Here is a 5,482-nt window from a genome sequence, read left to right as displayed (position 1 = left end):
GGGATGCGCGTCTGTTCTTTGAGAACTCAACAGTGTGCCTAGTAGTTGATGCCAAGATGGTTCATCGGCTCGGGTGGTCGTTCCCGTTCGGGGGTGGCTGGTCGTGGTCGGTGGGTCTTGGTTGATACGGAAGCCAGTCCGACCCCGTCGGGTGGCTTCTTGATACAGCCGAATTGATAGATCCTCGCTCGCCAGCGGGTGGGGGTCGTTTCGTGTGTCGGTTGACCGTCGCCTTCGGGTGGTGGTTGCCATTGAGACATCTACGGAGAGTTTGATTCTGGCTCAGGACGAACGCTGGCGGCGTGCTTAACACATGCAAGTCGAACGGTGAAGCCCAGCTTGCTGGGTGGATCAGTGGCGAACGGGTGAGTAACACGTGAGTAACCTGCCCCTGACTCTGGGATAAGCCTTGGAAACGAGGTCTAATACCGGATATGTGACGTTCAGGCATCTGATGCGTCTGGAAAGATTTATCGGTCAGGGATGGACTCGCGGCCTATCAGCTTGTTGGTGGGGTAACGGCCTACCAAGGCGACGACGGGTAGCCGGCCTGAGAGGGCGACCGGCCACACTGGGACTGAGACACGGCCCAGACTCCTACGGGAGGCAGCAGTGGGGAATATTGCACAATGGGCGCAAGCCTGATGCAGCGACGCCGCGTGAGGGATGAAGGCCTTCGGGTTGTAAACCTCTTTCAGCAGGGAAGAAGCGCAAGTGACGGTACCTGCAGAAGAAGCGCCGGCTAACTACGTGCCAGCAGCCGCGGTAATACGTAGGGCGCAAGCGTTGTCCGGAATTATTGGGCGTAAAGAGCTCGTAGGCGGTTTGTCGCGTCTGCTGTGAAAACTCGAGGCTCAACCTCGGGCTTGCAGTGGGTACGGGCAGACTAGAGTGCGGTAGGGGAGACTGGAATTCCTGGTGTAGCGGTGGAATGCGCAGATATCAGGAGGAACACCGATGGCGAAGGCAGGTCTCTGGGCCGCAACTGACGCTGAGGAGCGAAAGCATGGGGAGCGAACAGGATTAGATACCCTGGTAGTCCATGCCGTAAACGTTGGGCACTAGGTGTGGGGCTCATTCCACGAGTTCCGTGCCGCAGCAAACGCATTAAGTGCCCCGCCTGGGGAGTACGGCCGCAAGGCTAAAACTCAAAGAAATTGACGGGGGCCCGCACAAGCGGCGGAGCATGCGGATTAATTCGATGCAACGCGAAGAACCTTACCAAGGCTTGACATACACCGGAAACTTCCAGAGATGGTTGCCCCGCAAGGTCGGTGTACAGGTGGTGCATGGTTGTCGTCAGCTCGTGTCGTGAGATGTTGGGTTAAGTCCCGCAACGAGCGCAACCCTCGTCCTATGTTGCCAGCGGGTCATGCCGGGGACTCATAGGAGACTGCCGGGGTCAACTCGGAGGAAGGTGGGGATGACGTCAAATCATCATGCCCCTTATGTCTTGGGCTTCACGCATGCTACAATGGCCGGTACAAAGGGCTGCGATACCGCGAGGTGGAGCGAATCCCAAAAAGCCGGTCTCAGTTCGGATTGGGGTCTGCAACTCGACCCCATGAAGTCGGAGTCGCTAGTAATCGCAGATCAGCAACGCTGCGGTGAATACGTTCCCGGGCCTTGTACACACCGCCCGTCAAGTCACGAAAGTCGGTAACACCCGAAGCCGGTGGCCCAACTCGTAAGAGGGGGAGCCGTCGAAGGTGGGACTGGCGATTGGGACTAAGTCGTAACAAGGTAGCCGTACCGGAAGGTGCGGCTGGATCACCTCCTTTCTAAGGAGCATCTGACACGCCCTGCTTCGGTGGGGTCGTGCAGAGGCCAGGCTCGAGCCGTACGCGTTCGGGGTGGTGCTCAAGGGTGGAACATCAACTACGGCGGTCTTCTTGGGCCGGCATCGCGTCAGTACTCCTTCGGGATGGAACGCGCACCGCTGGTGTCGGGGAGGTCGCCTGGGCACGCTGTTGGGTCCTGAGGGAACAGCCCGTGAGGGAGGTTGCTTCATGACGGGCCCGGTCGGTCGGTCGAACCGCCAGCTTCCCTGCGTGGGGAGCGGGTAGGCGCCGAGATCACGACTCGGGGATCGTTCGTTGTTTGAGAACTGCACAGTGGACGCGAGCATCTTTAAGTATGTTTTTGTGGTCAAGTTTTTAAGGGCACAGGGTGGATGCCTTGGCACTAGGAGCCGAAGAAGGACGTTGTAGCCTGCGATAAGCCTCGGGGAGTTGGCAAACGAACCGTGATCCGAGGATGTCCGAATGGGGAAACCCCGCGCGAGTCATGTCGCGTGACCCGCACCTGAATATATAGGGTGTGTGGAGGGAACGCCGGGAAGTGAAACATCTCAGTACCGGCAGGAAGAGATATTCCGTGAGTAGTGGCGAGCGAAAGCGGATCAGGCCAAACCGTGTGCGTGTGATAGCCGGCAGGCGTTGCGCATGCGGGGTTGTGGGACCCTTCAGCTGGTTCTGCCGAACCAGCAGGGAGTCAGAAAGTCTCGTGATAGTCGAAGGGCATTGAAAGGCCCGGCACAGAGGGTGGTACCCCCGTAGACGAAATCACGTGGCCTCCCGAGGGGGATCCCAAGTAGCACGGGGCCCGAGAAATCCCGTGTGAATCTGGCAAGACCACTTGCTAAGCCTAAATACTACCTAGTGACCGATAGCGGACAAGTACCGTGAGGGAAAGGTGAAAAGTACCCCGGGAGGGGAGTGAAATAGTACCTGAAACCGTGTGCCTACAATCCGTCGGAGCCTCCCTAGCAGGGGTGACGGCGTGCCTTTTGAAGAATGAGCCTGCGAGTTAGTGGTACGTGGCGAGGTTAACCCGTGTGGGGAAGCCGTAGCGAAAGCGAGTCCGAATAGGGCGATCATAGTCGCGTGCTCTAGACCCGAAGCGAAGTGATCTAGCCATGGGCAGGTTGAAGCGCGGGTAAGACCGCGTGGAGGACCGAACCCACCTGGGTTGAAAACCGGGGGGATGACCTGTGGTTAGGGGTGAAAGGCCAATCAAACTTCGTGATAGCTGGTTCTCCCCGAAATGCATTTAGGTGCAGCCTCGCGTGTTTCTTGCCGGAGGTAGAGCTACTGGATAGCCGATGGGCCCTACCAGGTTACTGACGTTAGCCAAACTCCGAATGCCGGTAAGTGAGAGCGCGGGAGTGAGACTGCGGGGGATAAGCTCCGTAGTCGAGAGGGAAACAGCCCAGACCACCAGCTAAGGCCCCTAAGCGTATGCTAAGTGGGAAAGGATGTGGAGTTGCACAGACAACCAGGAGGTTGGCTTAGAAGCAGCCACCCTTGAAAGAGTGCGTAATAGCTCACTGGTCAAGTGATTCCGCGCCGACAATGTAGCGGGGCTCAAGTATACCGCCGAAGCTGTGGCATTCACACATTGCGCTAAGCCTTCGTGGTTCAGGCGTGTGGATGGGTAGGGGAGCGTCGTGTGGCGGGTGAAGCTGCGGGGTGACCCAGTGGTGGACGCTACACGAGTGAGAATGCAGGCATGAGTAGCGAATGACGGGTGAGAAACCCGTCCGCCGAATGACCAAGGGTTCCAGGGCCAGGCTAATCCGCCCTGGGTAAGTCGGGACCTAAGGCGAGGCCGACAGGCGTAGTCGATGGACAACGGGTTGATATTCCCGTACCGGCGAAGAACCGCCCATACCGAGCCCGGTGATGCTAAACGTCCGAAGCGTGGCACCGACTCCTTCGGGAGTCACCGCCTCGTGGAGCACGTGACCCGAACCGGTAGTAGGTAAGCGTATTAACAGGAGTGACGCAGGAAGGTAGCCCGGCGTGGCGATGGTAGTCCACGTCCAAGGTCGTAGGGCGAGTGGTAGGCAAATCCGCCACTCATCAAGCCTGAGAGCCGATGGTGACAGCGTATGCTGGAAGAGGGTGATCCTATGCTGCCAAGAAAAGCTTCGACGCGAGGTTCTAGCCGCCCGTACCCTAAACCGACTCAGGTGGTCAGGTAGAGAATACCAAGGCGATCGAGATAATCGTGGTTAAGGAACTCGGCAAAATGCCCCCGTAACTTCGGGAGAAGGGGGGCCTGAAGCGTGTACCGGCTTGCCCGGGAAGCGTGGAGGGCCGCAGAGACCAGGGAGAAGCGACTGTTTACTAAAAACACAGGTCCGTGCGAAGTCGCAAGACGATGTATACGGACTGACGCCTGCCCGGTGCTGGAAGGTTAAGAGGACGGGTCAGCCGCAAGGCGAAGCTCAGAATTTAAGCCCCAGTAAACGGCGGTGGTAACTATAACCATCCTAAGGTAGCGAAATTCCTTGTCGGGTAAGTTCCGACCTGCACGAATGGCGTAACGACTTCTCCGCTGTCTCAACCGCGAACTCGGCGAAATTGCACTACGAGTAAAGATGCTCGTTACGCGCAGCAGGACGGAAAGACCCCGGGACCTTTACTATAGCTTGGTATTGGTGTTCGGTGCGGCTTGTGTAGGATAGGTGGGAGACTGTGAAGCCGGCACGCCAGTGTCGGTGGAGTCAACGTTGAAATACCACTCTGGTCGCTCTGGACATCTAACCTCGGTCCGTAATCCGGATCAGGGACAGTGCCTGGTGGGTAGTTTAACTGGGGCGGTTGCCTCCTAAAATGTAACGGAGGCGCTCAAAGGTTCCCTCAGCCTGGTTGGCAATCAGGTGGCGAGTGCAAGTGCACAAGGGAGCTTGACTGTGAGACTGACAGGTCGAGCAGGGACGAAAGTCGGAACTAGTGATCCGGCGGTGGCTTGTGGAAGCGCCGTCGCTCAACGGATAAAAGGTACCCCGGGGATAACAGGCTGATCTTGCCCAAGAGTCCATATCGACGGCATGGTTTGGCACCTCGATGTCGGCTCGTCGCATCCTGGGGCTGGAGTAGGTCCCAAGGGTTGGGCTGTTCGCCCATTAAAGCGGTACGCGAGCTGGGTTTAGAACGTCGTGAGACAGTTCGGTCCCTATCCGCTGCGCGCGCAGGAAACTTGAGAAGGGCTGTCCCTAGTACGAGAGGACCGGGACGGACGAACCTCTGGTGTGCCAGTTGTTCCGCCAGGAGCACGGCTGGTTAGCTACGTTCGGAAGGGATAACCGCTGAAAGCATCTAAGCGGGAAGCCTGCTTCAAGATGAGGTTTCCACGGGACTTCGGTCCTGAGAGGCTCCCGGCTAGACCACCGGGTAGATAGGCCGGATGTGGAAGAGGGGACGAAAGACCCTCGCAGCTGACCGGTACTAATAAGCCGACAACTTCACCACTCATACTTTTGCTACGCGTCCACTGTGCGGTTCCCGAACCACGAACACGCACCCCACCTGCTGGGGTGTCCCGTGTTTGACTGTTCGACAGAGTTACGGCGGTCATAGCGAAGGGGAAACGCCCGGTCCCATTCCGAACCCGGAAGCTAAGCCCTTCAGCGCCGATGGTACTGCACTCGCCAGGGTGTGGGAGAGTAGGACGCCGCCGGACATCATTCAGAGAA

Annotated in this window: 3 rRNA genes; all 3 read left to right on the top strand. The window is 58.1% G+C overall.

Annotated elements, in window-relative coordinates:
• Positions 1-259: 259 nt before the first annotated feature.
• A 16S ribosomal RNA gene (locus tag FA014_RS17485) occupies positions 260-1,781 on the top strand.
• A 365-nt stretch (positions 1,782-2,146) separates the two neighbouring features.
• Positions 2,147-5,258, top strand: a 23S ribosomal RNA gene (locus FA014_RS17480).
• 94 nt (positions 5,259-5,352) lie between these two features.
• Positions 5,353-5,469 (top strand): 5S ribosomal RNA (gene rrf / locus FA014_RS17475).
• The 16S, 23S and 5S rRNA genes sit together here, the layout of an rRNA operon.
• Positions 5,470-5,482 lie beyond the last annotated feature (13 nt).

This window comes from Cellulomonas hominis, assembly GCF_005239125.1.
Classification (GTDB): Bacteria; Actinomycetota; Actinomycetes; order Actinomycetales; family Cellulomonadaceae; genus Cellulomonas; species Cellulomonas hominis_A.
This window is presented reverse-complemented; position numbering and strand designations above follow the sequence as displayed.